The organism is Rubellimicrobium rubrum (assembly GCF_006152115.1).
In the GTDB taxonomy this organism is placed as follows: domain Bacteria; phylum Pseudomonadota; class Alphaproteobacteria; order Rhodobacterales; family Rhodobacteraceae; genus Rubellimicrobium; species Rubellimicrobium rubrum.
This window is the reverse complement of sequence record NZ_VDFU01000043.1, coordinates 1-22,446: the sequence shown is the minus strand read 5'-3', so window position 1 is coordinate 22,446 and position 22,446 is coordinate 1. Positions and strand designations below refer to the sequence as shown.

26 protein-coding genes and 1 pseudogene are annotated in these 22,446 nt (G+C 67.5%); 17 read left to right on the top strand and 10 right to left on the bottom strand.

From position 1 onward, the window contains the following. Positions 1–65 precede the first annotated feature (65 nt). The 6 genes and pseudogenes from FHG66_RS19765 to FHG66_RS19740 all read right to left on the bottom strand — a co-directional run bounded on the left by FHG66_RS19765 (position 66) and on the right by FHG66_RS19740 (position 4,482). The gene (locus tag FHG66_RS19765; protein ID WP_139078828.1) at positions 66–395 is read right to left on the bottom strand and encodes a hypothetical protein; all 330 of its coding nucleotides are present in this window, start codon (positions 393–395) and stop codon (positions 66–68) included. A 360-nt stretch (positions 396–755) separates the two neighbouring features. Then, positions 756–1,613: pseudogene (locus tag FHG66_RS19760) on the bottom strand (IS5 family transposase). 256 nt (positions 1,614–1,869) lie between these two features. Next, positions 1,870–2,340 (bottom strand): ribonuclease HI, encoded by a 471-nt coding sequence (gene rnhA, locus FHG66_RS19755; protein ID WP_139078826.1) that lies wholly within the window; start codon positions 2,338–2,340, stop codon positions 1,870–1,872. 155 nt (positions 2,341–2,495) lie between these two features. Next, positions 2,496–2,930 (bottom strand): DUF3429 domain-containing protein, encoded by a 435-nt coding sequence (locus FHG66_RS19750; RefSeq protein WP_139078825.1) that lies wholly within the window; start codon positions 2,928–2,930, stop codon positions 2,496–2,498. Further along, positions 2,927–3,877, bottom strand: coding sequence for a 4-hydroxy-3-methylbut-2-enyl diphosphate reductase (ispH, locus tag FHG66_RS19745; protein ID WP_139078822.1), 951 nt, complete (start codon positions 3,875–3,877; stop codon positions 2,927–2,929). Before ispH ends, FHG66_RS19750 begins: the two co-directional genes overlap by 4 nt. Then, entirely contained in the window at positions 3,874–4,482 is a 609-nt protein-coding gene (locus FHG66_RS19740) for a LabA-like NYN domain-containing protein (RefSeq protein ID WP_139078820.1), read from the bottom strand. Before FHG66_RS19740 ends, ispH begins: the two co-directional genes overlap by 4 nt. 98 nt (positions 4,483–4,580) lie before the next feature. Between FHG66_RS19740 and folK the strand changes: the two genes are divergently transcribed. The 15 genes from folK (at position 4,581) to FHG66_RS19665 (ending at position 16,456) form a co-directional block, all read left to right on the top strand. Beyond that, positions 4,581–5,141 (top strand): 2-amino-4-hydroxy-6-hydroxymethyldihydropteridine diphosphokinase, encoded by a 561-nt coding sequence (gene folK / locus FHG66_RS19735; RefSeq protein ID WP_139078818.1) that lies wholly within the window; start codon positions 4,581–4,583, stop codon positions 5,139–5,141. A gap of 123 nt (positions 5,142–5,264) precedes the next feature. Next, positions 5,265–5,618, top strand: a complete 354-nt coding sequence (gene rpoZ / locus FHG66_RS19730; protein ID WP_139078816.1) for a DNA-directed RNA polymerase subunit omega — start codon at positions 5,265–5,267, stop codon at positions 5,616–5,618. A 33-nt stretch (positions 5,619–5,651) separates the two neighbouring features. Then, positions 5,652–7,832, top strand: a complete 2,181-nt coding sequence (locus FHG66_RS19725) for a RelA/SpoT family protein (RefSeq protein WP_139078815.1) — start codon at positions 5,652–5,654, stop codon at positions 7,830–7,832. A 13-nt stretch (positions 7,833–7,845) separates the two neighbouring features. Further along, positions 7,846–8,490, top strand: a complete 645-nt coding sequence (locus FHG66_RS19720; protein WP_139078813.1) for a DUF2062 domain-containing protein — start codon at positions 7,846–7,848, stop codon at positions 8,488–8,490. Between the two features lie 34 nt (positions 8,491–8,524). Then, positions 8,525–9,274, top strand: coding sequence for a pyridoxine 5'-phosphate synthase (locus tag FHG66_RS19715; protein WP_139078811.1), 750 nt, complete (start codon positions 8,525–8,527; stop codon positions 9,272–9,274). A 64-nt stretch (positions 9,275–9,338) separates the two neighbouring features. Next, on the top strand, positions 9,339–9,833 hold the full coding sequence (locus FHG66_RS19710; protein ID WP_176556360.1) for a deaminase: 495 nt from the start codon (positions 9,339–9,341) through the stop codon (positions 9,831–9,833). 164 nt (positions 9,834–9,997) lie between these two features. Next, entirely contained in the window at positions 9,998–10,417 is a 420-nt protein-coding gene (gene acpS, locus FHG66_RS19705) for a holo-ACP synthase (RefSeq protein WP_139078807.1), read from the top strand. Between the two features lie 90 nt (positions 10,418–10,507). Beyond that, positions 10,508–11,404, top strand: coding sequence for a signal peptidase I (gene lepB / locus FHG66_RS19700; protein ID WP_139078806.1), 897 nt, complete (start codon positions 10,508–10,510; stop codon positions 11,402–11,404). A 9-nt stretch (positions 11,405–11,413) separates the two neighbouring features. Next, positions 11,414–12,472 (top strand): signal peptidase I, encoded by a 1,059-nt coding sequence (gene lepB, locus FHG66_RS19695; RefSeq protein ID WP_139078804.1) that lies wholly within the window; start codon positions 11,414–11,416, stop codon positions 12,470–12,472. After that, on the top strand, positions 12,469–13,143 hold the full coding sequence (gene rnc, locus FHG66_RS19690) for a ribonuclease III (RefSeq protein WP_139078802.1): 675 nt from the start codon (positions 12,469–12,471) through the stop codon (positions 13,141–13,143). Before lepB (FHG66_RS19695) ends, rnc begins: the two co-directional genes overlap by 4 nt. Then, entirely contained in the window at positions 13,140–14,066 is a 927-nt protein-coding gene (gene era / locus FHG66_RS19685; RefSeq protein WP_139078800.1) for a GTPase Era, read from the top strand. Before rnc ends, era begins: the two co-directional genes overlap by 4 nt. Next, on the top strand, positions 14,056–14,394 hold the full coding sequence (locus FHG66_RS19680; RefSeq protein ID WP_139078798.1) for a DUF1491 family protein: 339 nt from the start codon (positions 14,056–14,058) through the stop codon (positions 14,392–14,394). Before era ends, FHG66_RS19680 begins: the two co-directional genes overlap by 11 nt. A 61-nt stretch (positions 14,395–14,455) precedes the next feature. Continuing rightward, a complete protein-coding gene (gene recO, locus FHG66_RS19675; RefSeq protein WP_139078830.1) occupies positions 14,456–15,175 on the top strand; it encodes a DNA repair protein RecO in 720 nt (239 codons plus the stop codon). A gap of 59 nt (positions 15,176–15,234) precedes the next feature. Next, positions 15,235–15,534, top strand: coding sequence for a hypothetical protein (locus FHG66_RS19670; protein ID WP_176556359.1), 300 nt, complete (start codon positions 15,235–15,237; stop codon positions 15,532–15,534). A 331-nt stretch (positions 15,535–15,865) separates the two neighbouring features. Beyond that, positions 15,866–16,456, top strand: coding sequence for an MFS transporter (locus FHG66_RS19665; RefSeq protein ID WP_139078795.1), 591 nt, complete (start codon positions 15,866–15,868; stop codon positions 16,454–16,456). Positions 16,457–16,497: 41 nt separating this feature from the next. Here FHG66_RS19665 and FHG66_RS19660 read toward each other — a convergent pair whose 3' ends face one another. The 4 genes from FHG66_RS19660 to FHG66_RS19645 all read right to left on the bottom strand — a co-directional run bounded on the left by FHG66_RS19660 (position 16,498) and on the right by FHG66_RS19645 (position 18,906). Next, positions 16,498–17,055 carry a cob(I)yrinic acid a,c-diamide adenosyltransferase gene (locus tag FHG66_RS19660; protein WP_139078793.1) on the bottom strand — a complete coding sequence of 186 codons (558 nt, stop codon included), beginning with the start codon at positions 17,053–17,055 and terminating at the stop codon, positions 16,498–16,500. Position 17,056: 1 nt separating this feature from the next. Then, the gene (locus tag FHG66_RS19655; RefSeq protein ID WP_139078792.1) at positions 17,057–17,266 is read right to left on the bottom strand and encodes a twin transmembrane helix small protein; all 210 of its coding nucleotides are present in this window, start codon (positions 17,264–17,266) and stop codon (positions 17,057–17,059) included. Positions 17,267–17,373: 107 nt separating this feature from the next. Next, on the bottom strand, positions 17,374–18,228 hold the full coding sequence (locus tag FHG66_RS19650) for an SDR family NAD(P)-dependent oxidoreductase (RefSeq protein WP_139078790.1): 855 nt from the start codon (positions 18,226–18,228) through the stop codon (positions 17,374–17,376). A gap of 66 nt (positions 18,229–18,294) precedes the next feature. Further along, the gene (locus FHG66_RS19645; protein ID WP_176556358.1) at positions 18,295–18,906 is read right to left on the bottom strand and encodes an SH3 domain-containing protein; all 612 of its coding nucleotides are present in this window, start codon (positions 18,904–18,906) and stop codon (positions 18,295–18,297) included. A 140-nt stretch (positions 18,907–19,046) separates the two neighbouring features. On the opposite strand from FHG66_RS19645, the gene FHG66_RS19640 reads away from it, so the two are divergent. Both FHG66_RS19640 and FHG66_RS19635 read left to right on the top strand, forming a co-directional pair. Then, positions 19,047–21,395 carry a DNA topoisomerase IV subunit A gene (locus tag FHG66_RS19640; protein WP_139078785.1) on the top strand — a complete coding sequence of 783 codons (2,349 nt, stop codon included), beginning with the start codon at positions 19,047–19,049 and terminating at the stop codon, positions 21,393–21,395. Positions 21,396–21,680: 285 nt separating this feature from the next. Then, positions 21,681–22,253: a hypothetical protein gene (locus FHG66_RS19635; protein WP_139078783.1), complete on the top strand. Its 573-nt coding sequence runs from the start codon at positions 21,681–21,683 to the stop codon at positions 22,251–22,253. Positions 22,254–22,446 lie beyond the last annotated feature (193 nt).

Sequence of the window (22,446 nt, the reverse complement as noted above, 5' to 3'; positions counted from 1 at the left end):
ATACGCCTCCTCACCCGCCGCATCGCAAGCCATTGCGCATGCTGAAAGAGTTCCGAGTCAGGCTCTTAGACGCCAGGAACACGGCTGACTTGCGGACACACTATGTCCGAGCCGGTCCGTGTGGGTGGCCAGATGCCGAGCCTGCTTCGCCCCGAACGCTTGAGATTGGCGTCGGGGCTGCGCAGGCGCTCCTCGCTGTCGCACAACGCCCGTTCCACCGCCTTGGCTACCGTGACATCGACCTGCGCCGCCACGCCGCCCATGATAGGGCTCTCTCCGTCGCGCACCGGTCCTGCGCCCATGAGGGCCGTGCGTCGTTGACCGGTGCCGAAGGCCGCGATCTCAATTTGCTCGTCGCTGATGACCTCGCCCGTGGCGAGCCAGTATCCACCCACGCCTCATGACCCCCAACGCTCCTGATGACCGGGGCTTGGCCCCGGAGGTCCTGCGGGGCTGTGGTCTCGCTCGGGACTCCGCCTCGGGCACCGACGACCATGCCCACCGGCATGGCGTCGATGACTGCGCACCGGAATCAGTCGCTGGCGGCCCGGCGTTCCACGCTGTCTGCAAGGCCCCTTCGGCCTGCCGGCAATCGTGAAGGTCCTCGGTCGTGCTAGACCAACGTAGGACCTCGCCAACCTCGTTGCGCAGAGCGTGGGCGGGCGGATGTAACAATAGCCGTTGTCCGCCCAGCGGATCCAGGCTTCGGCATCAAGAGGCGTGCCTTGCGTCACAGAGGAACCTAGGCTCCAGCCTCATAACGGCAGCCGGAAGATGACGGCGGCGAGCGCGATGGCGGACAGGAAAAGGTCGCCGCATCTGGTGGTGCGCATGGCGATGCCGCGCCAATCCTTCAGGCGGGCAAAGGCGTTTTCGATGGGGCAGCGCTTTTTGTAGAGCTTTCGGTTGTGGGTGGCGGGGCGGTTCCGTCCACTGCGGGCAGGAATGCAAACGCGGACGCCTCGGGCCTTCAACTCATCTCGCAGCCAGTCGGCATCATAGCCTTTGTCGCCCAGCAACGCCTTTGTCGCCCAGCAACCGCTTGGCGGGCGGCATCTCGGCCAGGAGCACCAAGGCGCCCTTGGCGTCGCTCATCTGGCCGGGCAACAGAAAGAAGGTCAAAGGCCGCCCACGGCCGCCGCTGACCATGTGCAGCTTGGAGTTCAGGCCGCCTTTGGTGCGCCCGATGGCCCGCGGCCGCGCCCCCCTTTTCTCAGGCTTGACGCCGTCCTGTGCGCCTTCAGGTGCCCTCGCCGGCGGTCGTCGGACCAGTGGCGCACCACCGGCTCGATGTCCATCATAAGGGTGTCCCCGTCTGCGCCAGGCTTGGCCAAGTCACGAAAGATGCGGGCGAAGACGCCCATCCGGGACCACCGGGCAAAGCGGTTGTACAGAGTCTTGTGCGGCTCATAGACGGCCGGAGCGTCCTGCCAGCGCAGACCATTGCGCAAGACGAACAGGATCCCACTCAAGACTCTCCGATCGTCCACGCGCGGCTTGCCCCGGGGCTTCGGGAGCGAGAAGGATCAGCCAGCGATCCGGGGGATCGATGGCCCCACGAGCGGCCTCAACCGCTCCACCTGCTGGTCGGTCAACCAAAACTGTCCGCTCATGCCACCCTCCAAAGTCGGGCAGCATGAATCAGCTAAGCTGCTGAAAGGCTAGAGCGCTTACAGGTCTGGAACCTAAGGGCCCGAATATTGCCTTTCTGCTGGCTATCTGCAGTTTTGATGACTGCATCTGGCTCGGCGCATCCTGCTGCAATGTGCGGGGCCGAATGTAGTCGAACTGAACGCAAATCCGGCGCGCCCTGCACGTCGGAAACGGCATATGGTTCCCGACGAACAAGTTATGTCTCAGCCGGACAACCTATGACCTGGCGATCAGCTTGCCCTTGAACGGAGCCATTCCCGCGCGGGCGAGGGCGTCCGCGCGCTCGTTCTCGGCATGTCCCGCATGGCCCTTGATCCAGCGCCACGTCACTGTGTGGCGCGACGCGGCCGCCTCGAGCCGTCGCCAGAGATCCTCGTTCTTCACGGGCTCGTTGGACGCCGTGCGCCAGCCGCGCCGCTTCCAGTTCACCAGCCACTCGGTGATCCCGCCCTTCACATAGGCGCTGTCGGTCACGACGATGATCACCGAAGGGCGCTCCAGGGCTTCCAGGGCGTTGATCGCGGCGAGCAGTTCCATCCGGTTGTTGGTGGTCAGCGCCTCGCCGCCCGAAAGCTCGCGTTCGCGCACGACCTCCTCCCCCTCCTTGGCGAGGAGGAGGGCCCCCCAGCCGCCCGGCCCGGGATTCCCGGAGCAGGCGCCGTCGGTATAGGCGAAAAGAACGGGCATGGGTTGGGGCTCCTGCGGCTTGGGACCTGTGGCCTAGCCTGCTGTTGTGGAGCGTGCAACCGGCGCGCCGGACCAAGCCCAGTATAGGGGCGATGCCGGCAGCCTTCGCGCCAGGCGAACCGACTGGCCTTGGGCTGCAAGCAATGGTTGCCGGCTCAGGGGACGCCCGAAAGCAGGCAAAAAACCACAAGCGCTGTCAGCAGCAGCCGGAGCCGCATCCACCACGCCGGAGCGAGGAGGGTGCGCTGTGAATGCCAGTCCAGCCCAAGAAGGGCGATGAACCCCAGGGCCAGCGCAAGAGCCGAGAACCCGAGGAAAAAGGCCCAAAGCGCCGGGACCGTGGACAGGGCATAGAGCGCTGCCGCGTGACGCCCGCGGGCGTGGGTCGCATAACCCCAGATCACCCCGGACATGAAGCTCAGGATCACCGTGCCATAGCCGAGCAGGAGCGTGCGGCCGGAAAGGCGGGACCCCAGCACATCGAGGCTCCAGTCGCCCAAGCCGGGAATAAGGATGGTAAGCGCGCCCCAGGCGAAAGGGAGAACCCCGGCGAGCCCCAGGTAAAGGGCCGAGCGGGGAATCTGCTTCACGCGTGCTCCCTCAGGATACGGGGAACCTTGAACTCCACGTTCTCCTCGGCGGTGACGACCGGCAGGACGGTCACGTCATGGCGGGCCCGGAACGCGTCGAGGACCTCGTTGACCAGTTCCTCGGGCGCGGAGGCGCCGGCGGTCAGACCGACGGAGCGCACCCCCTCAAGGGCGCGCCAGTCGATCTCGGCTGCGGTCTGGATCAGCTGGGCATAAGGGCAGCCCGCCTTTCTCGCGACCTCGACCAAGCGGCGCGAGTTGGAAGAGTTGGGCGCACCCACCACCAGAATGGCCTCGCAGGACGGAGCCATGGCCTTGACCGCCATCTGACGATTGGTGGTGGCGTAGCAGATATCCTCGCGCGCGGGTCCGTGAATTGCGGGGAAGCGGGCCTGGAGCGCGGCCACGATGTCGGCGGTGTCGTCCACGGACAGCGTCGTCTGCGTCACGAAGGCGAGCTTCTGTGGATCACGGACCTGCAGCGTCGCGACATCCTCGGCCGTCTCGACCAGCAGCACCTCGCCGGGCGGAAGCTGGCCCATGGTGCCCACGGTCTCCGGGTGGCCGGCATGGCCGATCATGACGAGCTGCAGGCCGTTCTCGTGATGGCGTGCGGCTTCGATATGAACCTTGGTCACGAGGGGGCAGGTGGCATCCACCTGGATCATGTTCCGTGCGGCGGCCTCCGCCGGCACCGACTTGGCCACGCCATGGGCGGAGAACACGATGGGGCGGTCGGCGGGGGCCTCGTGGACCTCCTCCACGAAGACGGCGCCCTTGGCACGCAGGCCCTCCACCACCGTGCGGTTGTGGACGATCTCGTGGCGGACATAGACCGGCGCACCCCACTTCTCGATGGCGAGCTCCACGATGCGGATGGCGCGATCCACCCCCGCACAGAACCCTCGCGGCGCCGCGAGATGGAGCGTAAGGGCGGGCTTGGTCATTCCTCGGCCGGCATCGGGGTGGGAACCTCGGCGGACGCCTCGCGCGGCCAGGGGCGCGTGGCTTCGGGACGAGGCTCGCGGGGAGGGCGGCCCACCACCTCGCGGAGGTCCTCAAGGTCGATGAAGTTGTCGGCCTGACGGCGCAGGTCGTCCGAGATCATCGGTGGCTGGCTGCGGATGGTCGAGCAGACCGAAACGCGCACACCCTTGCGCTGCAACGCCTCGACCAGAGGCTTGAAGTCGCCGTCGCCCGAGAAGATGACCACATGATCCACATGGGGCGCGAGCTCCAGGGCATCGACGCACAGCTCCACGTCCATGTTGCCCTTGACCTTCCGACGGCCCAGGGAGTCGGTGTATTCCTTGGCAGGCTTGGTCCGCATGCTGAAGCCGTTGTAGTTCAGCCAGTCCACCAGCGGTCGGATGGGCGAGTATTCGTCATTCTCGAGGAGCGCGGTGTAGTAGAAGGCCCGGACGAGCTTGCCGCGGCGCATGAACTCGGCCCGAAGAAGCTTGTAATCGATGTCGAACCCAAGGGCCTTGGCGGCGGCATAAAGGTTCGATCCATCAATAAAGAGCGCGAGGCGATCATCGCGGTAGAACATGAAATGCCTTTCAGAATGGCCGGCACGGCCCCAATGGGCAAGGCCAGACGCTAATATCCTCAACATAGGTTTACGTGCAACAGGCGCAAGAGAGTAACATGATCCCTGTCCTGCCGGCACTGATCGCGCTGGGCTCCAATCTCCCCTCCATGGCCGGGCCGCCTGGCCCGACGGTGATGGCCGCCATGGATGCGCTGGCCGATCTGGGCCGGGTCGCGGGCCGGTCGCGCCTGTACCGCAGTCCAGCCTGGCCCCCCGGAGGGCCCGACTACGTGAATGCGGCGGCCCTGGTCGGGACGGCGCTGGCTCCCGAAGAAATCCTGGATCGCCTCCATGGCATCGAGGCCGCCCTTGGTCGCACCCGCGAGGAACGATGGGGCGCGCGGACGCTCGACCTCGACCTGCTGGCCTGGGGGGAGGAGGTCCGGCCTGATGCCCAGGGCCAGCGGGCGTGGCGCGACCTTGCCCCGGAGCGGCAGGGCAAGGAAGCCCCGGACCGGCTGATCCTGCCTCATCCCCGGATGCAGGATCGCGGCTTCGTCCTCGTTCCTTTGGCCGAGGTGGCGCCGGACTGGCGCCACCCCTTGATCGGGCGAACGGTCCGGGACATGTTAGAAGCACTGCCGCCTTCGGCGCTGGATGGGATCCACGCTCTGTAAGGGCAGCACGGGTCGTTTGGTGCTTGTCAATCCGGTGGCAACTGGTTAGCTAGATGGCTTCCGAGGCCGGATTGCCGGACGAATCCGTGCGCCCAGCCCCACCGCCTATCCGGGAGTGTGCCCATGGCCCGCGTGACCGTCGAAGATTGCGTCGACAAGGTTCCCAACCGCTTCGAGCTCGTCATGCTTGCGGCGCACCGCGCCCGCGAGCTTGCGGCCGGTTCGCCGCTGACGTTGGCCCGCGACGACGACAAGAACCCCGTCGTGGCCCTGCGCGAGATCGCTGAGGAAACGCAGCAGGCCGAGCCCCTGCGCGAACGCATGATCGCCGCTCACCAGACCCAGATCGAGGTGGACGAGCCCGAGGAGGACGCCATGGCGCTCCTCATGGGGGCCGAAATGGACCGCCCCGTGCAGGACGACATGAGCGAGGAGCGGATGCTCCGTGCGCTGATGGAGGCGCAGGGCCAACGCTAAGCCCGCGGGTCCCGGCCCGCGTCGGGGGACGACATGCAGGATCACGCCATAGTACTGGCACCGGGCGCGGCTCTCACAGCCACGCCCGACGACCTTGTGGCTCTCGTCAAGAGCTACAACCCCCGCAGCAACGAGGCGCTGATCCGCCGCGCCTGGACCTTTGGCGAAAAGATGCACGAGGGGCAGCTCCGCAAGAGCGGGGAGCCCTATTTCACCCATCCGGTGGCCGTGGCCCGCATCCTGGCCGACCAGCAGATGGACGACGCGACCATCGTCACGGCGCTGCTTCACGATACCGTGGAAGACACCAAAGCATCCCGCGCCATGGTGGAGCGGGAGTTCGGACCCGAGGTCGCCGAACTGGTCGAGGGGGTCACCAACCTCACCAAGATGCAGATCCGGTCCGACGAGACGCGTCAGGCCGAGAACTTCCGCAAGCTGTTCATGGCGACGTCGCGCGACCTGCGCGTGACCCTGGTCAAGCTGGCCGACCGCCTCCACAATATGCGGACCATCAAGTCCATGCTGCCCGAGAAGCAGGCCCAGAAGGCCCGGGAAACCATGGACATCTACGCCCCCCTGGCCGGCCGCATGGGGATGCAGTGGATGCGCGAGGAGCTGGAAGACCTGTCCTTCAAGGTCCTGATGCCCGAGGCGCGCCAATCGGTGATCCGCCGCTTTCTGACCCTCCAGGACGAGGCCGACAACGTCATCACCAAGATCGTGGAGGACATCCGTGACCTCCTGACCCGCGAGGGGATCGAGGCCGAGGTGACAGGGCGCGCCAAGAAGCCCTATTCGATATGGCGCAAGCTCCAGACCAAGGAGCACGCCTTTTCCCGCCTGTCCGACATCTACGGATTCCGGATCATCTGCGGCACGGCGGCGGACTGCTACCGTATCCTCGGGGTGATCCATCAGAAATGGCGGGCCGTGCCGGGCCGCTTCAAGGACTATGTCAGCCAGCCCAAGTCGAACGGCTATCGGTCCATCCACACCACCGTCTCGGGCCGGGACGGGAAGCAGGTCGAGGTGCAGGTCCGCACCCACGAGATGCACGAGGTGGCGGAGTCGGGCGTGGCCGCGCACTGGTCCTATAAGGACGGCGTGCGCAGCGAGAATCGCTTTGCCGTCGATCCCGTGCGCTGGATCGCCCAGATGACCGAGCGGTTCGAGGGTGGCGAGGACCATGACGAGTTCCTCGAAGCCGTGAAGCTCGAAATGTATCAGGACCAGGTGTTCTGCTTCACCCCCAAGGGGCATGTGATCCCCCTGCCGCGCGGTGCCACCCCCATCGACTTCGCCTATGCGATCCACACCCGCATCGGTCACGCTTGCGTTGGCGCTAAGGTCGACGGCGTGCGGGTGCCGCTGTACTCGCGGCTGAAGAACGGCCAGATGGTCGAGATCATCACCGCCGAAGGCCAGACTCCCCAGGCCACCTGGATCGGCATCGCCGTGACAGGCCGTGCCAAGTCCGCCATCCGCCGGGCCCTGCGCGAGGAGGACCGCGAGCGTTTCATCAAGCTCGGCTCCGAACTCGCCCGCGTGGCGTTCGAGAACGTCGGCAAGAAGGCCACCGACAAGGCGCTTCGGACCGCGGCCAAGGCCCTGGGGCTCGACGACGACGAAGATCTGCTGGCGCGCCTCGGCTCGGCCGAGATGACGGCCCGCGAGGTCGTGCGCGTGCTCTACCCCGACCTGGCCCGTCGCCCCGGCGAGGAGGTGGACGAGAAGCGTGCCGTGGTCGGCCTCGCCCCTGGGCAGGCCTATCGTCGGGCGCTCTGCTGCCAGCCCGTCCCGGGCGAGCGGATCGTGGGCATCACCCATCGCGGGCAGGGCGTCGTGGTTCATGCCATCGACTGCCCAGCGCTTGTGGACTATGAGGAACAGCCGGACCGCTGGCTCGACCTGCATTGGCAGGAGGGCAACCACCGTCCCGTCAACACCGTCACTCTGGAGTTGACCATCTCCAACGGGCCGGGCGTGCTCGGGCGCATCTGCACCCTGATCGGGGAGCAGTCGGCGAACATCTCGGACCTGCAGTTCACCGACCGCAAGCCTGACTATTACCGGCTTCTTGTGGATGTGGACCTCCGCCATGCGGAGCACCTGCACCGGGTGATGACCGCCCTGGAGGCCGAGACCAACGTGTCGGGCGTGGCGCGCCACCGCGACCCCAAAAGGGCGACGCTGACGCCGCCTCGGGCATGAGGCAGGGCGTCTGATGGTCTTCCGCCGGCGCGACCGGCGCAGTCTTTGGCGCATCACTGCCGAGGTCGTCTATCCACGCGGCGGCTACGGCCGGGCGATCGAATACGTCAAGCACCGCCTTCGCCGCCTGCCCGACAGTCCCGAAAAGATCGGCCGCGGCATGGCGGCCGGGGTCTTCATCAGCTTCACGCCGCTCTACGGGCTCCATTTCATTGGCGGCCTACTGATCGCCAAGCTGATCCGGGGCAACCTCCTGGCCTCGATGATCGGTACCTTCGTCAACAACTTCCTGACCCTGGTTCCCATCAGCGCCGCCGCCGTAGGGTTGGGATACTGGATCCTGGGCATGAGACCCGACGAGGGGCTCGTGCGCGAGCTCGGGCACCTGTTCCAGGAAGCGGGCCGGGACCTTTGGCATAACGTCTGGGCCGTCTTCACGGCCGAACGGATGGACTGGGCGGGCCTGAGCATCTTCTTCCGCGAGGCGTTCATCCCCTATTTCGTGGGTGGCGTCATCACCGGCCTGCCTGCGGCAATCGTTTCCTACTGGCTGACGGTGCCCTTGGTGAGGGCCTATCAGGCCGCTCGGCGCAAGGCTCTGGAGGAGAAGCTCTCGCAGCTTCGCAAGCCCCCTGGCGCAGGCCCCTTGGGACGTTAGGCTGCGTTCGAACCAGCAGGGGGGGGGGCATAGGATGGACGGCAGGCTCAGGCTCGGGGTCAACATCGACCACGTCGCGACGGTGCGGAACGCGCGGGGCACCGCCTTTCCGGACCCGGTGCGCGCCGCGCTGATCGCCGAAGCCGCGGGAGCCGACGGCATCACCGCCCATCTGAGAGAGGATCGCCGTCACATCTCGGACGACGACATTGCGCGGCTCGTGGAGTCGCTGACCAAGCCCCTGAACTTCGAGATGGCTGCCACGGAGGAGATGCAGGCCATCGCGCTGCGCTACCGTCCCCATGCCGTCTGCATCGTCCCCGAACGGCGCGAGGAGCGCACGACCGAGGGTGGCCTGAACGTCGCGCAGGACGAGAACCGGATCGCCACCTTCATTGCGCCCCTGCGCGACATGGGTGCACGGGTGTCGCTGTTCATCGGCGCGGACAGCCGGCAGGTCGAGGCCGCCGCACGGATCGGCGCGGCCGTCGTGGAGATCCATACCGGTGCCTACTGCGACGCCCACCACGAGGATCGCCTCGAGGAGCGCGAAGCGGAGCTGACCCGCATCCGCGAGGCCGCCGCGCTTGCGGCGTCGCTGGGCTTGGAGGTGCATGCAGGCCACGGGCTGACCTATGACACGGTCGCACCGATCGCCGCGATCCCCGCCATGCAGGAACTCAACATCGGGCATTTCCTGATCGGCGAGGCCATCATGCAGGGTCTGGCTCCCGCCATCTCCGAGATGCGCCGGCGGATGGACGCGGCGCGCGCATCCACCTGAGCCGCAACAGGGAACAGCGGGCCGGATGGACCGTTCGCCTGCGGATCACCCGGAGGACCCCGCGATGCCCGACCCCCTTGGCCCGACCCCCACCGACCCTGGACCCACCCCGGCCGAGATCGCCGCGCTTCGCGACGCCATCGCGCAGGCGCGCGCGCTGGCCGATGCGGGCGGCCCCGGCATCGTGGCCGCGGTCCTGGCCGGCGACCGGGTGCTCGCCATGCGCCCCAATGAGGTGAAGGACCGGACCGACCCGAGCCGCCATGCCGAGATCGCAGCCATGGCCGCCGCTGCTGAAGTTTTGGCGCAGGTGGACCTGACCGGGGCCACGCTGGTCTCCACCCTCCAGCCTTGCGAGATGTGCCTGGGGGCAATGCGCTGGGCTGGCATCTCGCGGGTGGTCTTTGCTGCCCGTCAGGAAGCCGTGCATCCCAAGTATTTCCAGTTCGGCGGACTCACGATCGCGGATTTCCATGCCGCTGCGGACAAGGGTTTCGCCCATCTGGGTGGCGTGCTCGAGGACGAGGTCATCGATCTTTATGCGGATGGCCGGGTCTAGCCTATGGCCCGGGCTGCCTGGACGGCAAGGGCAAAGGTCGTGCCAAGGCCCGCCCGGCGCCTGTTCAGGCCCACCGGGATGCGCTAGGTCCGGCATAGCCCCAGCACTCTGAGACCCATGCCAACCTGTTCGACGCCTGTTCCCATCCTGCCCCGAGACGTCCCGTGATCCTCGGCATCGGTACGGATCTTTGCAACATCGACCGGATCGAAGGCACGCTCACGCGCTTCGGAGACCGTTTCCGCGACCGCGTTTTCACCGAGACCGAACTGCGCAAGGCCCGGTCCCGCCACGGAGAGGCCGCGACCCTGGCCAAGCGATGGGCCGCCAAGGAGGCCTGCTCCAAGGCGCTCGGCACCGGTCTTCGCATGGGCATTGCCTGGCGGGACATGGCGGTGTCGAACCTGCCCACCGGCCAGCCGATCATGGCGGTCACCGGCTGGGCAGCCGAGCGGCTGGCGCGGATGACCCCTCCCGGGCACGAGGCCGTCATTCACGTGACACTGACCGACGACCACCCTTGGGCGCAGGCGTTCGTCGTCATCGAGGCCCGGCCCTTGGCTTCGCGAATGGCGGGGTCGTGAAGCCCGCAGGACGGGGTGGCCGGACGCGCGGGTTGACTTGAGGGCCACGGACCGGCAGGAAGCGGCGGCGTTCACGGGCAGGGGCAACGGATGGCATTCGGGCGTGATCGCCGCACGGCGGTAAGGGACGAGAACCGGGGCTTCGTTGCCGGCGTGTGGGAGACGGTCAAGACCGTCTTCTGGGCCTTGCTGATCGCGGGAGTGTTCCGAAGCCTGTTCTTCCAGCCGTTCTGGATCCCTTCGGGGTCCATGAAAGACACCCTGCTTATCGGTGACTTCCTGTTCGTCAACAAGATGGCCTACGGCTATTCCTACGCCTCCTGCCCTTCGATCCCCCTGGGCGTGATCGGGCTCGATATCGGCGCGGATGACCTGTGCGGCTGGCTCGATGGCGAAAACACCCGCATCTGGAGCGATATGCCCGAGCGGGGGGACGTAGTCGTTTTCCGCCATCCCGTGACCGGCACCGACTTCATCAAGCGCCTGATCGGCTTGCCGGGCGACCGCATCCAGATGCGCGACGGCCTGCTTCACATCAACGACGAACCCGTCCAGGTCTGGAGCGAGGGCCAGTTCGAGGAGGTCTACGAGCCTCAGGGCCCGCAAGGGTTGCGGCCCTCCTGCATGGGCGGCGAGCCGGCCGAGGGGGCACCCTGCCTGTCGGGCCGCTACTCCGAACTGCTGCCAGGCTCGCCGCAGGCGGATGGAACCCTGTCGGCAGGTGTCACGCACAGCATCCTCGATATCGGCGACCTGCCGCAGGACAACACCGGCGTCTACACCGTGCCGGAAGGCCACTTCTTCTTCATGGGCGACAACCGCGACAACTCGACCGACTCGCGTTTCCCGCAGCCGCAGGGCGTGGGTTTCGTCCCCCTGGAGAACCTCATCGGCCGGGCGGACCGGGTGATGTTCTCCTCGGCTGGCCGGTCGATGCTGGCCTTCTGGACGTGGCGGCCGGACCGGTTCTTCAAGGCTATCGACTAAGGGCGCCTCATGGCTCCCACCGCGCTGTCGCAGCCGCTGTCCCCAACGCTCTACCTCCGGCAGGGCCTGGACTGGACGGGTCGCACCGGACCGGGGCGGTTTGCCGGCCTTCTCGCGATGCTGGTCGGCCTTTTGTCCCTTTGGCAGCTGGGCCCGACCCAGATCGAGGGTTGGGGGCGTGGGGCCGAGGCCATGGCCCTCATCCCCGTGGTTGTCTTCACGGTGCCTGCCATGGTGCATGTCCTGCGCCGGCTCAACGACATGGGATGGCGCGGCTGGTGGGCTTGGGCCCTGGCGCTTCCGGGGCTTCGCTGGGCGCTGCTGGTCCTGCTCGTCGTCGTGCCGTCCTCTCATCGGCGCGCCCAAGGTGACGGACCCTGGCGCATCCTGGGAGTAGCCCTGGCGGGGGTCGTGTCAGTCTGCTTGGCGGCAAGCCTTTTGTGGACCACGGTCCTTGTGGTGGCGCAGGACATGAAGCCCGCGCTCTGGCCGGGAGACCTGGTGCTGGTGCGACGCGCGCCGACTCCGCCCGAAATCGGCGACGTGATCGCCTTCCGCCTGCCGGGCGAGGATCATCCCAGGATCGCCCGGGTCATCGCCGCCGGCGGGCAAAGCGTGGCGGTCCGCGATGGGCTGCCGGTGATCGACGGCGTTCCGGCCACATGGGCCGAGGCAGGCCTGCTAGTGGAAACCTTCGAGCGTCAGGGGCCCCAGGGCGTCATGCCGGTCTGCGGCAACGGCGCGGTGGGCCTTGGAGCCGAATGCCGGACGCGCCAAGTCCGCGAGACCCTCGCGAACGCGCAGGCCTACCTTGTGCTCGATGCCGGATCGCGTTCCCTGGACCGCGCCGGAGAGGTCGCGATTCCCGACGGCTTCCTGTATGTGATGGGCGACAATCGCGATGCGGCTCGGGACAGCCGCCTCGCAAGGGCGGCGCAGGGGACGGGTTTGGTGGCCCTGGAGCAGGTGATCGGACGCGTGGACATGGTGCTGGCCCCCTCGGCGGCGACCCGGTTCTGGGCTCTTGGCAGCTGGCGCCCTTGGCGGATCGGGGAGATCATGGAGTGAAGATGGCGGCATCCGTCCGAGCCTTGGCCGAACGCATCGGGCACGAGTTCCAGGATCCCTCGATCCTGCTGCAGGCCCTGACGCATGGATCGCGGGGTGGGGGCGGCGACAATCAGCGCCTGGAGTTCCTGGGCGACCGTGTCCTGGGTCTCGTGATCGCCGAGGCGCTGCTCGATGCCGATCCGACCGCCGACGAAGGGCACATCGCCCCGCGGTTCAACACCCTCGTGCGGCGGGAAACCTGCGCGGAGGTGGCGCGCGAGATCGATTTGGGCGCCGGTCTCAAGCTGGGCCGCTCGGAGATGATCGGCGGCGGCCGCAAGAAGGAGGCGCTGCTGGCGGACGCCATGGAGGCGGTGATCGCGGCGGTCTATCTGGATGCCGGGCTGGAGCCCGCGCGCGCGATGGTGCTGCGCCTTTGGGGCGAACGGGTCGCATCGGCCCCGAAGGACGCCCGCGACGCCAAGAGCGCGTTGCAGGAATGGGCGCAGGGCCGCGGGCTCCTGCCCCCTGACTATGTGCTGATCTCGCGGGACGGGCCGGATCACGCGCCCCGCTTCGTGATCGAGGCGCGGCTCTCGACCGGCGAGGTCGAGCGGGCCGAAGGAACGACCAAGCGCGCGGCCGAGCATGCGGCGGCGTCGGCATTACTGGGAAGGCTGGACGGATGACGGACGAGACGGAAAGCGGCCCCACGCGCGCGGGCTTCGTGGCGCTGATCGGAGAGCCCAACGCGGGCAAGTCCACGCTGCTGAACCGGATGGTCGGGGCCAAGGTCTCGATCGTGACGCACAAGGTGCAGACCACCCGCGCCCGCATCCGGGGGGTGGCGATGGAGGGCAGCGCCCAGATCGTGTTCGTGGACACGCCGGGCCTGTTCCGCCCTCGTCGGAGGCTCGATCGTGCGATGGTGGCGGCGGCCTGGGGCGGGGCGGCGGACGCCGATATCGTGGTGCTGCTGATCGAGGCGCACCGCGGCAAGACCCCGGGCGTCGATGCCATCCTGGAGAGCTTGCGCGACAGGATCGGCAAGCGGCCCATCGCCCTTGCCATCAACAAGATCGACCGCGTGAAGGCCGAGGTGCTGCTCGCCCTGTCCCAACAGATGAACGAGGCCTTCCCCCTCGAGCGGACCTTCATGATCTCGGCCGAGCGGGGACACGGCACGGACGACCTCAAGGCCTGGCTCGCGGAGCAGATGCCGGAAGGCCCTTGGCTCTACCCCGAGGACCAGTTGGCCGACTTGCCCATGCGGATGATCGCCGCTGAGATGACGCGCGAGAAGCTGACCCTGCGGCTTCACCAGGAGCTGCCCTACGAGTTGACCGTGGAGACGGAGGCCTGGGAGGAGCGGCCCGACGGCTCGGCCCGTGTGGACCAGATCATCTATGTGGCCCGCGAGGGGCACCGGGGCATCGTACTGGGCAAGGGCGGGGAAACGATCAAGGCCGTGGGCCAGGCCGCCCGGGCGGAGCTGGAAACCTTCATGGGTCGCAAGGTCCACCTTTTCCTGACCGTGAAGGTCAAGGAGAACTGGCTCGAGGATCCCGAGCGCTACGGCGAGATGGGGCTCGACTTCCGCGATGGCGCCTGAGCCGAGGCTCCGGGCCGGCGTCTGGGTCGCGGCCTACCTCGCGCGCCTTGGGGGCTTGGGGATCCCGGCCTATGTTGTGGGGCGGGGCGACGACACGGCGGGGGCGGTGCTGGTCAAGTGCGCCACCCTGGATGGCAAGGCCAAGGCGTTCCAGCGGAGCTTCGACCCGATGACTGGGGCCCGGACCTGGATGACCCTGGCCGAGGGCGACGAGGCCGAGGTCGATGCCGCAGTGGCGCGGCAGCGGAGCTATGACCCGGACCTGTGGGTCATCGAGATCGAGGACCGCCACGGCCGGCATCTCCTGGGTGACGAGGGGCTGGAGTAGGGGGGTGCCAAGCGCGTCAGGTCTTGCCCATTCCCGGGAACGTCACCACCTTCGATTCATGATCGAATGGCGTGACGAGGGCATCCTTCTGGCCGTGCGCCCGCATGGCGAAACCTCGGCCATCGTCGAGGCCTTCTGCGAGCAGCATGGCCGCCACGCCGGCGTGGTCCTGGGAGGGGTCTCGCGGCGGATGCGTCCCTATCTGCAGCCCGGTGTCCTGGCCCAACTCGGCTGGCGGGCGCGGCTCGACGAGCATCTGGGTCATTACACCGTGGAGCCGATCCGCAACCGTGCGGCGGTGGCCCTGGGCGACCGGCTGGCGCTGGCGGGCATCGGGACGGTGGCGGCCCTGCTCGGGGCGGTCCTGCCGGATCGTGCGCCGCATCCGGCGCTTTACGACCGGACCAATGCGCTTCTGGACCTTCTAGCGCAGCCCGAGGTTTGGCCGCTCGCCTACCTCCAATGGGAGATGGCCCTGCTTGAGGAGATGGGTTTCGGCCTGGATCTGGGGGCCTGCGCCGTGACCGGGACGCGAGAGGATCTGGCCTATGTCTCGCCCCGCACCGGGCGGGCGGTCTCGCGGGCGGGGGCGGGGGCTTATGCGCCCAGGCTCCTGTCCTTGCCTCCTGTCCTGCGGGGGGAGGGGCAGGCAGACGCAGCAGCCATTGCCGAAGCCCTGGGGGTCACGGGGCACTTTATCCGGGACCGCCTCATGCCAGAAGGACGGGATCCCCCGGCCGCGCGAGACCGCCTTCTGTCGGTCCTGGCCCGACACGACTGACGCCAAGCGGCCAGGCCGCGTCGCGGGCCGCGCAGATCATGGCCGCCGCGCGAGGCCCAATGCCAAGGCACATAGGGCCGTCCCATGCCATTCCTGATCCCGCCGCCCCAAGGCGCGTGCTACGCGCCGAGGACTTCGCCCTCCTGTTCGGGCTTGAGGCAGCCGCGCGTAGCGTGCTGCTGTCGGCCATGCCATTGACCATGTATCGGCTCTGGGGCGAGGAGACGATCGTGTCGGCCTTCTACCTCGGCGTGGAACTTTGCTCGCTCCCGACGGGGCTGCTGGTGCCATGGCTGACCCGGCGGGTGCCGCGTGGGCGCATGATGGTCGTGTCAGGTGGGCTCTACCTGTCGGGATGACCCTGCTCATCACGGGGAATGCTTGGCTCACGGCACCGGCCCTGCTGGCGAACGCGGTCGCGAGCGTAATCTTCTGGGTGTGCCTTTCCGGATTATGTGCTGGATTTCATCCCGCGCGAAGATCTGGGCCGCAACGAATCCAAGCGGCTCTTGTACGGTGCGACCTCTTGGACGCTGGGACCGTACGCGGGCGTGCTGCTTCTAGCCTAGTGGCGGCCCGCGCCCTTCCTGGCGGCGGGCGGGTTTGCCACCCTCACCACCCTGACCTTCCTGCGGCTGGGGCTGGGGGGATGGGAATCGTGTCCGCCCTGCACAGCCGATGAGACCACTGGTGTTCCTGCGACGGTTCCTGGGGCGGCCGCGACTTGTCGCGGGATGGCGCTTCGCCACGATCCGGTCGTCGGGCTGGTGGGTGTACATCGTCTATCTGCCGCTCTTCTGCCTCCAGAACGGGCTCGGCGAAAAGGTCGGCGGCGCGGCGTTGTCGCTGTCGAACGCGGTGCTTTTCGCGACGCCGCTTCTTCTGCGACTGATGCAGCGGATGTCTGTGCGCGGAGCGGTGCGCGGCGCCTTCGGTTACTGCGCTGCCTGCTTCGCCCTGGCGGCTCCGCTGTCACCCTGGCCCTGGGCGACGGTGGCTTGCCTTGTCCTGGCCTCGGCCGGGCTGGTGATGCTGGATGTCTGCGGATCGCTGCCCTTCCTCATGGCGGTCAAACCATCGGAGCGGACCGAGATGGCCGCCGTGTATTCGAGCTTTCGCGACGTTTCGGGCATCCTGTCGCCTGCGGCCGGCGGGGCGATCGTTGTCGTGGGCCCGGTGGCCGCCGTCTTTGCCCCGACGGGCGTGGCCATGGGACTGGCCTGGGACATCGCTGGCTCCGTGCATCCGCACCTGGGCCGCAGGCCTGGTCAGGGGGCCTGACCCGGGCACGCCAGTCCGCCCTGTTCGGCCCCTTGCGCCCGTCAGCGATTAGCGCCGGGCACCCAGAGCACGTCGGATCTCCCGCCATCGTTGGCCATCCGCGCGGCGACGAAGAACCAGTCCGACAGCCGGTTGAGATATTGCAGGGCCGCGCCGTTGACCGCGTGCTGTTCGGACAGCGCGACCACCAGCCGCTCGGCGCGACGGGCCACGGTGCGGCACAGATGCAGATGGGCGGACAGGGCCGTCCCGCCCGGCAGGACGAAGCTGCGGAGAGGCTCCAGTTGCGCGGTCATGGCGTCGATCGCCGCTTCGAGGCGGTCCACCTGCGTTGCGGTCATCCGCAGGGCGGTCGCTTCTCCCCCCTCGGGGCGGCACAGATCGGCCCCCAGGTCGAACAGGTCGTTCTGGATCGCGGCAAGCTGGACGTCGAGATCGCCCGAGGCCTGCAGCCGTGCCATTCCCACGCAGGAGTTCACCTCGTCCACAGTGCCGTAGGATTCGACGCGCAGCGCGTGCTTGCGGACGCGGGTGCCGTCCCCGAGGGCGGTGTCGCCGGCGTCGCCAGTCCGGGTGTAGATCTTGCTCAGAACGACCATGTCATGCTCCCCTGCTTCTGAGGAACACGTACAACAGGATCAGGGCGATCGCGACTCCCTGGGCGTAGATGCGCCAGCGCATGATTTTGTTGGCGTTGCGGCGGTTGAAGTCGCCGCCCCGTCCGAAGCTGCCCACTCCGAAGAGCAGGATCCCGAGCACGATCAGGACGGCGGCCACGACAAGGTAGAAAAGGGGGTCGCTGAAGTCCATGAGCCGCTCCGGTTTGTGGTCTGGATGGGTTTAGCGGACTGTGGCCGGAAAGAAAGGGCGCCCGGTGCGTGCTTGGGGCTAGCGGGCGCCCGCCCGGTCCATCGGGGTCAGGCCCGTCGCAGCACCCAGTCCATCGCCCGCGAGGGCAGCAGCCGCCGCATGATCCCCACCGCGTGCGCCGGCGCGGTCACGTAATAGCGGGCGGCCGGACGTGGGGATTCCAGGATCTGGACCAGCCGTTCGGTCACGGCGCTAGGCGGCAGCTCCCACCGATCGGCGCGCGAGGGACCATAAAGCCGATGGAGCACTGCCTGGTATTCCGTCGTGCGAGGCGAGGTCTTCCAGTCGATCCACCGCTCGAAGTGGGGAACGGCATTCTGACGCAGCCGGGAGGCCACCGGCCCCGGCTCGATCAGGGACACGTGGATGTTGGCCGGGGCCATCTCGATCCGCAGCACCTCGGACAAGCCCTCGATCGCGAACTTGGTCGCGCTGTACGCCCCGCGCCACTTGACGCCCACCAGGCCCAGAACCGAGGAGCAGTTGACGATGTGACCATGGCCTTGCTGCCGCATCACCGGGATCACATGGCGGGTCAATTCGTGCCAGCCAAAGACGTTCGTCTCGAAGATGGAGCGCAAGCCGTCGGTCGGCAGGTCTTCCACAGCGCCCGGAAGAGCGAAGGCACCGTTGTTGAACAAGGCGTCCAGCCTGCCCCCTGTGGCTGCGAGCACCTCGGCCAGGGCCGCGTCGATGGAGGCGGCGTCGGTGTAATCGAGCCGGGGGCTCTCGAAGCCCTCGGCGCGCAGCCGCTGGCAGTCTTCCTCCTGGCGGCACGAGGCGAACACGCGCCAGCCGCGAGCCTTCAGCGCCAGGGCGGCGTTCGCGCCGATGCCCGAGGAGCAGCCGGTGATCAGGATGCTGCGCGGACCGGCAGCGGTGGTGGCAGGGGCGGCGGACATAGGGGGCTCCGGGGCTGGGATAGGCGGTCCTGATTAGCCCGGTCCCGCTCCTGCCGAAAGGAGGTCTCAGCCTTCGCGGCCCGCAAGAAACCGTGCGGACATCCAGCCTTCGGCCCCGTTGGGCGTGCGAACCCGGACCCAGCCCCCATCCTCTTCCAGGATCGCGGCCATGTCGCCGGCGTCGACTTGACCTATCACGCCGAAGTCCACGCCCGGACCTTGTCGAACGTTAACCCGGTCGGCCGTCACGCGGCGCTGGTCGCCGCCGACATCGCTGGAAGCGACGCGCAGCGCCGGATCGGGGCTGGGTGCCGTCAGGTCCGAGTCGATGGCCGCGAGCGCCTCGGCCGCGCTGATCGGGAGAGGAGCTTCCGTCGCCTGGTCCTGCGATGGTTCGGGCGGAAGTTCCTCGGCCGCCGTGGACTCCACGGCCGTGATGTCGTCCAGGTTGGGCTCGGGCTCGGGCTCGGGCGCAGCCGCCGGCTGGGGCTGTGGGGGAACCGGCGTCTCGGGTTCGGTCGCTGCGACGACCTCGACCGCCGTCTCCTCGGGGACTGCGGCCGGTTCAGGGGCCGCCGCATCCGCCTGGACCTCGGGTCGGAAATCCGAGCCGCCGGACAAGGTCCAGTAGGTCCAACCCAAGACAAGGAAGGCCAGGACAAGAAGAAGGGTTCTCATATGCGTCTCCGTCCGGAAGCATCGGGAACGAACTCGGTGCGAATCTAGATCGGAGCAGCCTGCCTGGGGAGGGGAAAAGATCATGTTCGTGATTTGTTCTAATCCTTGTGCCCCGGGGCGCCGACCTTTACATCGGACCCATGGCCGATGATCCCATGATCCCCGACGACCCCGAGGTTGACGCCACCCTTTTGGTGACGGAGCCGCTGCGCCGCGCTATCGGCGAGCGCTACCTGACCTATGCGCTGTCCACGATCATGCACCGCGCGCTCCCCGATGCGCGCGACGGTCTCAAGCCCGTGCACAGGCGCATCCTGTATGCCATGCGCGAGTTGCGGCTGACGCCCACCTCGGGCTTTCGGAAGTCGGCCAAGATCTCGGGCGACGTGATGGGGAACTACCACCCCCACGGCGACGCCGCGATCTACGACGCGATGGCCCGTCTCGCGCAGGACTTCAACGTCCGCTACCCACTCGTGGAAGGGCAGGGTAACTTCGGCAACATCGACGGGGATAACCCGGCGGCTGCCCGCTACACCGAGGCGCGGCTGACCGCCCTGGGCGAGGCCCTGATGGAGGGGCTGGAGGAGAACGCGGTCGATACGCGGCCGAACTACGATGGCACCCTGCTGGAGCCCGTCGTGCTGCCCGCGCCGGTGCCGCATCTTCTGGCCAACGGCTCGTCGGGGATCGCCGTGGGGATGGCGACTTCCATCCCGCCGCATAACCTCGATGAGCTGATCGGCGCCTGCCTGGAGTTGGTCAAGAAGCCCGACCTGCCGGACGAGAAACTGCTGGAGCTGATTCCTGGGCCCGACTTCCCGACCGGAGGCGTCCTGGTCGAGCCGCCCGAGGGAATAGCGACGGCTTACCGCACGGGACGAGGCAGCTTCCGCCTGCGTGCGCGCTGGACGGTCGAGGAGTTGGGGCGTGGCGTGCGCCAGATCGTCGTGACCGAGATTCCCTATCAGGTCCAGAAATCCCGGCTGATCGAGAAGCTGGCCGAGATCGTCCAGACCAAGAAGATTCCGGCGCTGGCGGATGTGCGCGATGAGTCCGCCGACGATGTGCGGATCGTGCTGGAGCCCCGGGCGCGCTCCGTCGATCCCGAGATGCTGATGGGCATGCTGTTCCGGCAGTCGGACCTGGAGGTCCGGGTGCCCCTGAACATGAACGTGCTGATCGACGGGCTGACGCCCAAGGTCTGCTCCCTGCGCGAGGTGCTTCGGGCCTTCCTCGACCACCGGCGTGATGTGCTGCTGCGGCGTTCGCAGCACCGGCTGGAAAAGATCGACCGGCGGCTCGAGGTGCTGGGCGGCTTGCTCATCGCTTTCCTGAACCTCGACCGGGTGATCGACATCATCCGCTATGACGATGATCCCAAGACCGCGCTGCAGGCCGAGGATTGGGACAAGCCGCTGCCCCGCGCGCGGTCCGAGGCCGACTACAAGTCCCCGCTGCCCACGAAGGGCGAGGCGGTGATCCCGCCCGGCGTCGGCATGACCGAGATCCAGGCCGAGGCGATCCTCAACATCCGTCTGCGGTCGTTGCGGCGACTGGAAGAGATGCAGCTTATTGCTGAGCGGGATGCGCTGGTTGCCGAGCGCGGCGAGCTTTCCGCGTTGCTGGAAGACGAGAGCCTTCAATGGAAGGCGATCTCGGCGGCGTTGAGGGAGGCGCGCAAGCAGTTCGGGACTAAGGCGCCGGGCGGGGCACGACGCACCACGCTCGCCATCGCCGCTGAGACGGCGGACATCGCCCCCGAGTCCATGATCGAACGCGAGCCGGTCACGGTCGTTCTGTCCGAGATGGGCTGGATCCGCGCCATGAAAGGCCACGTCGAAGCCGAAGGCATCCGGTACAAGGATGGCGACAAGGCGCGCTTCGTGCTGCGGGCCGAAACGACGGACAAGCTGCTGGTAATGGGTGCGAATGGCCGGATCTTCACCGTGCCGGTCGTGGGCCTGCCTGGCGGACGCGGCATGGGCGAGCCGCTGCGGTTGATGATCGACCTCGATGCGCCGGTGGTGGCGGTCCGGCTGCACCGGCCCGGAGGCCGGCTGATCGTGGCGTCGGATCAGGGCGACGGCTTCATCCTCTCCGAAGATGAGGCGCTGGCCCAGACCCGCGCCGGGCGCGTGGTGCTGAATTTGCCCGAAGGGGCCAAGGCCGCGCACCTGATCCCCGTCGAAGGCGACCATGTTGCTGCCATTGGACAGAACCGCAAGATGCTGGTGTTCCCGGTCGCGGACCTGCCCGAGATGGGACGCGGCAAGGGTGTGCGGCTCCAGGCCTTCAAGGATGGGGGCCTGTCGGATCTGGTGACGCTGACCCTCTCGGAAGGGCTGACCTGGCTACTGGAGGGCGGCAAGACACGGCGGGAGCCTGACCTGACCGAATGGCTGGGCAAGCGCGGGCAAGCCGGGCGCATGGCGCCGCGCGGCTTTCCACGGGACAACCGCTTCGCCGTTCCGGTATCGTCAGGCTGAGGCGGCAACCGGCGCTTGACCATGACGGGCCGAAAGGCGGTCCCGGCAGGCCTCGACCGGTTCACCACGGTCAGGACAATGGGGTCAGGGTTGTACTGGGTTCATTGCCGGACCCGCGATCGCGCTATTAGTAAGATAGGCCTTGTCCTTGTCCGATCGGAGCGCCGACCTTGAAGGGAACTTCGTCATCCAAGTTCCGCCATTCGGCCATGTCGGAGCATGCTGACCCACCCAAGCCTGTCGTTCCCCGCTAGAGTTGTCCTACCGACTTTTGAAGGTTGGGCGATGAAGGAACGAAGGAACGGTGGAGACGTGCACCGCAGGCTGGCCTGGACCCTTTTGATCGCAATGCTGGTTGTCCTGTTGGTGCTGCAGGCTGTTGGCGTCATGGGTTGGAGTCTGTTCGACGTCGTGGTCGCCGGAGCGCTTTTGGGCGTCGTCGGGTGTGTTGCCCGGTTGATCTCAAGAAGTGTGCGGGGCCCCGTCTACCGTGCCGCGACCGGCGTGGCGCTGGGCACCGCGGTGCTTCTTGTCTGGTCCAACCTCGCCGTTGGCCTCATCGGTAGCGAGAGAAACCCGGCCAACCTCGTCTATGGCGGGGTGATCGTGATCGGACTCATCGGAGCCGGGCTGGCACGGCTGCTGCCCGAGGGGATGGCCCGCGTGATGGTCGCAACCGCTCTGGCGCAGGTCGTGGTGCCACTGGTCGCGCTGATTGGCGGTGTAGGCGTCGCTGGGCCGGTCTCAATGGTGGATGTGATCATGGTCACCGCGCTCTTCGCCACGTTGTGGCTGATCGCAGCCCGTTTGTTCGGGATGGCGGCCCGCTGGTCGGCCCAAGAACGCCTAGCCGCGTGAATGGGCCCTGCGAGCGCGCTGACGGGCGCGTTGGCGGCCCTCTTGCCTTCACCCGCCGGATTCCATAAATGGCGCGCGGACGCGCGGACCCGTTCGGGGCTCCGCCCTAACAGGATGGCATCATGGCGAAGGCGAAGTTCGAGCGGAACAAACCGCACGTGAACATTGGGACCATTGGTCACGTGGACCATGG